The sequence below is a fragment of the Pseudomonas sp. P5_A12 genome, assembly GCF_056400685.1.
In genome coordinates, this window is the sequence record NZ_JBFUKU010000334.1 from 1 (window position 1) to 5,439 (window position 5,439).

5 protein-coding genes are annotated in these 5,439 nt (G+C 57.6%); all 5 read left to right on the forward strand.

The window, feature by feature from the left end:
- Positions 1–1,073 (forward strand): thiolase family protein (locus AC1DSG_RS27010; protein WP_477793615.1); only part of this gene is annotated, 1,073 nt, incomplete at its 5' end.
- A gap of 1 nt (position 1,074) precedes the next feature.
- Complete coding sequence (locus AC1DSG_RS27015) at positions 1,075–1,578, forward strand: carboxymuconolactone decarboxylase family protein (protein WP_477793618.1); 504 nt, start codon at positions 1,075–1,077, stop codon at positions 1,576–1,578.
- Between the two features lie 139 nt (positions 1,579–1,717).
- Entirely contained in the window at positions 1,718–2,995 is a 1,278-nt protein-coding gene (locus AC1DSG_RS27020) for a cytochrome P450 (RefSeq protein ID WP_477793616.1), read from the forward strand.
- Between the two features lie 200 nt (positions 2,996–3,195).
- Positions 3,196–4,503, forward strand: coding sequence for an amidohydrolase family protein (locus AC1DSG_RS27025; RefSeq protein ID WP_007943812.1), 1,308 nt, complete (start codon positions 3,196–3,198; stop codon positions 4,501–4,503).
- A 111-nt stretch (positions 4,504–4,614) separates the two neighbouring features.
- The coding region (locus tag AC1DSG_RS27030) for an acyl-CoA dehydrogenase family protein (RefSeq protein ID WP_477793617.1) at positions 4,615–5,439 on the forward strand (825 nt) is incomplete at its 3' end.

Here is a 5,439-nt window from a genome sequence, read left to right on the forward strand (position 1 = left end):
ACCGATTGCTGGAGCGGGTTGATGTATCGCCGACGCTGGTCGATGACGTGATCTTCGGCAATGTCACGCAAATTGGCGAGCAGTCCGCCAATATTGCGCGCACGGCTTTGCTCGGTGCCGGCTGGCCGGTCACCGTTGCGGGGCTGACCATCGACCGTAAATGCGGTTCGGGTGAAGTGGCCGTGCATATGGCTGCTGGCGCCATTGCGGCGGGTGCCGCCGATATTGTGGTGGCGGGTGGCGCGGAAAACATGAGTCGCGTGCCTATGGGTAGCAATCGTGAGATCCACGGCGCGGCGTTTGGCTGGATGGCGGCGCAACGTTATGAGCTGACCAGTCAGGGGGAGGCGGCTGAGCGTATGGCCGACAAGTGGGCGCTCAGCCGCGATGCGCTGGACGATTTCGCTTTCGCCAGTCACCAGCGTGCAGCGGCTGCCTCCGATGCCGGTTACTTCGATAATGAAACAATACCGGTGGTGGTTGAAGAGCTCCGTGAAAAAGAGCTGACGGATCCAGCTGTTGTGTTGCGTCACGATGAAACCATTCGCCGTGACACTTCGCGGGAAAAACTCTCGACGCTCAAAACCAGTTTTCGTCCGGACACCGGGCGCATCACCGCTGGTAACTCGTCGCAGATCTCCGACGGTGCGGCAGCGTTGCTGTTGATGAGTGCCGACACCGCGAAAAAACTCGGCCTCAAAGCACGAGCGCGTGTTGTGGCCTTCACCACAGTCGGCTCTGACCCGACATTGATGCTAACCGGCCCGATTGCCGCTACCCAAAAGGTACTTGGCAAGGCAGGACTAAGTATCAATGACATTGATCTGTTTGAGGTCAACGAAGCTTTTGCCTCCGTGCCGTTGGCCTGGATGCAGGAGACCGGTGTGCCGCACAGCAAGTTGAACGTCAATGGTGGCGCCATCGCCCTCGGACACCCATTGGGGGCCAGCGGCGCGCGCTTGATGACCACGATGTTGAATGAACTCGAGCGCCGTGGCGGGCGTTATGGGTTGCAAGCCATTTGCTGCGCCGGTGGTATGGGCACGGCGACCATCATTGAACGGCTCGATTGAGATGGCTCGCTTGCCGTTGATACCCCTGGATGCCATGCCGGCCGCGTTGCAAGACGCGGTCGAGCGTGGTCAGCGCAGCCGCATGCTCAGCTCTACAACGCCGGTGCAGGTCTGGGCACATCGACCCAAGGTGGCGTTGGCCTGGCTGGGTTTGATGGAGAGCCTGCACAGCGACAGTCTGCTGGATGAGCGTTTGCGCGAACTGGTGCGGCTGAAAATTGCCAGCATCACCACCTGCCAGGCCTGCCAGCTGGCGCGTAAATCCGACCGTGTGACGGATGAGGATATTGCGTGCATGGCGACGGACAGCGAGCACTTCACGCCAGCCGAGCGTGCAGCGCTGCGCTACGCCGAGTTGTTTGCCAGCGATTACCTGAGCATCGATGACGAGCAATTTACTCAACTGGGCGCGTTTTTCTCCACTGCCCAAGTGGTAGAGCTTGGGATGTACTGCGCGCTGATGTTGGCGGGTGGCCGCATGACATTGGTGCAACAGGCCTACTGAGCAGGTTGCTCATCTGAAATAATTGATCGAATTATTGATAAGTGTCCAATACTGTTCTGCTTAGGCCTATTATTAGCCGGAATGTATAGCCTTCTGCAGGCTGACTCAAAAAATAATGACAATAATAACGGAGACGATCATGTCCACACCGGTACAGAGCGACCTGACCAAGGTATTTACCGACGTTGCCAGCAATTATCGCGGCACCAGTGATATCGATCTTCACGCGACCTACAGCGAGATGCGCGCCAATTCACCCGTGCTCCAAGACAACTTCATGGCGCGCCTGGGCGTGCCATCAATTGCCGGCCTGGATGCCGACCGACCCACCTTCACGTTGTTCAAATACGACGATGTCATGGCTGTCATGCGTGACGCCGGTACATTTACCAGCGGCTTTATCGCCGAAGGGCTGGGTGCGTTTTTCGATGGTTTGATCCTCACGGCAATGGATGGCGATGCTCACAAGAGTATGCGTAATCTGCTGCAACCGGTATTCATGCCGGATACGGTTAATCGCTGGAAAGAAACCAGGATCGACCGGGTGATTCGCGAGGAATACATCAAGCCAATGGTACCCGCCAAGGGGGGTGACCTGATGGACTTCGCCCTGTATTTCCCGATCCGGGTGATTTACTCCTTGATCGGCTTTCCTGAAGATCGCCCTGAGCAAATCGAGCAATACGCGGCCTGGGCATTGGCAATTCTGGCCGGTCCGCAAGTCGACCCAGAGAAGGCCGCAGCCGCCCGTGGCGCCGCGATGCACGCCGCACAAGCGCTGTACGACGTAGTGAAAGTGGTGGTAGCCGAGCGTCGGGCAGCGGGTGCATCGGGGGATGACTTGATCAGCCGACTGATCGGCGTCGAGTACCAGGGGCGTTCCCTGGACGATCATGAGATCACCACCTTCGTGCGCTCACTGCTCCCGGCTGCCAGCGAAACCACGACCCGCACCTTCGGAACCTTGATGGCATTGCTTCTGCAAAATCCGGATGTGCTGGAACGGGTGCGCAATGATCGTAGCCTTGTAAACAAGGCCATCGATGAAGCTGTGCGTTTTGAGCCTGTGGCCACCTTCAAGGTGCGCCAGGCCGCCAAGGATCTGGAGATTCGCGGTGTGCCCATCCCCAAAGGGGCGATGGTGCAATGCATCGTTACCTCCGCCAACCGCGATGAGGATGCGTTCGAAAACGCCGATAAATTCGACATCGACCGCAAGCCAAAACCTTCGTTTGGCTTCGGCTTTGGCCCACACATGTGTATCGGTCAGTTCGTTGCCAAAACCGAGATCAATTGCGCACTGAATGCGATCCTCGACTTGATGCCTAATATCCGCCTCGACCCAGACAAGCCGGGGCCGCAGATCGTCGGTGCACAGCTGCGCGGTCCGCATTACCTGCATGTGTTGTGGGACTGAACGGCGTCCGTACCCCTCTCGTAAATCCTCTGGTTGAACCGCGACAGGCCTTGCGCCTGCCGCGGTTCAGCGCGCTCTACCTCAAGATTTTTCCCTTGTGTCGAATTAATATGAACACATTCAAAAAATGTGTTTAATTAAGTTAAGATGTGCACTATGATTCAGGCACAACAACAAGCCCGAATGCGAAGGGGAAAACAATGAAAGTTGAAGATCTGATTCTCGTCAGTGTCGATGACCACGCGATCGAGCCGCCGAATGCGTTTGCTCGCCACATGCCTGCCCGTTTCAAGGGGCGTGAGCCTCACGTGGTCAAGAAAGGTGACCGTGATGTGTGGGTCTTCGAGGAGCAGGCTACTGGCTACATGGGCCTGAACTCTGTGGTCGGTCGACCTAAAGAGGAATACGGCATGGAGCCGTTGGGCTACGAGCAAATGCGCCGTGGCACCTGGAACATCAAGGACCGTGTCGACGACATGAACGCCAACGGCGTCCTCGGTTCATTGTGCTTTCCAACCTTCCCGGGCTTTGCCGGGCAACGCTTCCAGGTGCACGCTGATCGTGAAGTATCGATGGCCGCTATCCAGGCCTATAACGACTGGCATTTGCACGACTGGTGCAACGCTGCGCCAGGTCGTTTCATTCCGCTGATGATCGTGCCGTGGTGGGACATGAAAGCCGCCGCTGCCGAAGTAGTTCGTCTGGCTAAACAGGGCGTTCACGCACTGTCGCTGTCTGACAACCCGGCGATTCACGGTTACCCGTCGATCCATAGCGATTACTGGGATCCACTGTGGAAGGCCTGCAGCGATAACAAAGTAGTCATCTGCTGCCATATCGGTACCGGCGTCAAAGCCAACCACGCATCGGATATGTCGCCAATCGATGCCTGGATTACCTCCATGCCGATTTCCATCGCCAACTCTGCGGCGGACTGGATCTGGGCGCCGATGTGGAAGAAATTCCCGGACCTGCGCATGGCGCTATCCGAAGGCGGCATCGGCTGGATTCCATACCTGCTGGAACGCGCGGACTTCACGCACCGTCATCACAACGCGTGGACCAACTCCAACTTCGACGGGAAGATGCCGAGCGACATCTTCAACAAGCACTTCATCACCTGCTTTATCGAAGACAACTTCGGCCTGAAGAACCTCGACTACTTGAACGCCGAGATGGTTACTTGGGAAAGCGATTACCCGCACTCTGACTGCACCTGGCCGAACTCGCCAGAAACAGCATGGGCTGGGTTGCAGCACCTGCCAAAAGAGATGATCGACAAGGTCACTCACTTGAACGCGATGCGTGAGTTCTCCTTCGATCCGTTCTCTATTCACGGTCGTGAAAATTGCACGGTCGGCGCGCTGCGGGCTCAAGCGACACACGTCAGCATCGAGCCTGCCCTGGGCTTGGGTGGTGCCGATCATGGTCGCCACGACAACAAGCCGGTCACCTCTGGCGACATCAATGCGATGTTTGCTCAGGCTGACGCGCAAACCGCGTTGTAAGGTGCCGCTGCTCCTGCAGCCGTCGGCCAACGGCGGTTGCAGGAGTGGCTGCCGTTCTGTGGTCGCTTCGTTCGAAGCGATTGCGCCTGTGTTCAGCGTTAGAGAGCGCATATGGCAATCAGTCAATTTACCTACAGCAATATTCCTCCCGAGGCGGAAGCGCTTCGCGCAGAAGTGCGGGCATTCATTCACGACACGTTGGCCGATTACCCACCGACCTTGAGTGCCCAATCCTGGATGGGCTTCAGCGCTGAGTTCAGTAAAAAACTTGGCGCCAGGGGTTGGGTCGGCATGGCCTTGCCCAAGGCGTACGGCGGTGCAGAGGCGGGGCCGTTTGCCCGTTATGTGATTATTGAAGAATTGCTGGCGGCCGGTGCACCGGTATCGGCCCATTGGATCGCCGACCGGCAAAGCGGGCCGCTGATCAATCGCTTCGGTACCGAGGAGCAAAAGCAACATTACCTGCCGGCTATTTGCCGGGGTGAAAGCTACTTCTGCATCGGCATGAGCGAGCCCAATTCCGGCTCTGACCTGGCATCGATCAAGAGCACGGCCGTCCGTGAGGGCGATAGCTGGCTACTCAATGGCCAGAAGGTCTGGACCACTAACGCCCATCATTCGCAGTACATGATTGCCCTGGTGCGTACCGGCGAAAAGCAGGCGGCCCGCCATGAGGGCATGTCGCAATTCATCGTCGATTTGAGCCTGCCCGGCATCACCATCCGACCTATTCGCGACCTGGCCGGTGGCGAGCACTTCAACGAAGTGTTTTTCGACAATGTGCGGTTGCCCGCCGACGCGCTGATCGGCACGGAAGGAAAAGGTTGGGATCAAGTGACTGCCGAACTGGCCTTCGAGCGCAGCGGCCCTGAGCGTTTCCTCAGCTGCATGGCGTTGTTGAAAACACTGATTGATGCGGTGGGTAAGACACCCAAC